Source organism: Dysosmobacter segnis, assembly GCF_014297285.1.
Lineage (GTDB): Bacteria > Bacillota > Clostridia > Oscillospirales > Oscillospiraceae > Oscillibacter > Oscillibacter segnis.
Map to the genome: position 1 here is coordinate 1 of NZ_JACOQI010000122.1, position 529 is coordinate 529.

The 529-nt window shown below is 55.6% G+C and carries 1 pseudogene; it reads left to right on the forward strand.

Features of this window, described 5'->3' with window-relative positions:
• Positions 1 to 529, forward strand: a pseudogene (locus H8Z83_RS19350) (VirB4-like conjugal transfer ATPase, CD1110 family); the annotation flags it as partial.

Consider the following 529-nt stretch of genomic DNA (forward strand, 5'->3'; position numbering starts at 1 on the left):
ACAACTATAACAGCGTCCGGGATGAGTTTACCGGGATGCTGAAAAATCAGATTGCCAAAAGCAATAACGGCATTGAACGCTCAAAATACATCACCTTTGGCATACCCGCCGAGGGGATTGCGGAGGCACGGCCCCGTCTGGAGCGTGTGGAGGCCGATGTCATGGGAAACTTTAAGCGACTGGGCGTTCCCTCGGAGCCGATGGACGGACGGGCCCGCCTTGCGCTGCTTCATAGCCAGATGCACCCGGGGAGCCGTGAGGCGTTCCGTTTTTCGTGGAAAGACATCCCGCAGACCGGGCTCGGCACAAAAGACTTTATTGCCCCGGACAGTCTCGACTTCCGCCAGTCCCGCACATTCCGCATCGGCCAGTATTGGGGCGCGGTGTCCTACTTACAGATTATGGCATCGGAGCTTTCGGATAAGTTGTTGGCGGAAATCTTGGAGCTGGATGCGGAAATGACCGTGACCATGCACATTCAGACCGTGGATCAGCTCAAGGCAATTAAGACCATCAAGGGGAAAATCTC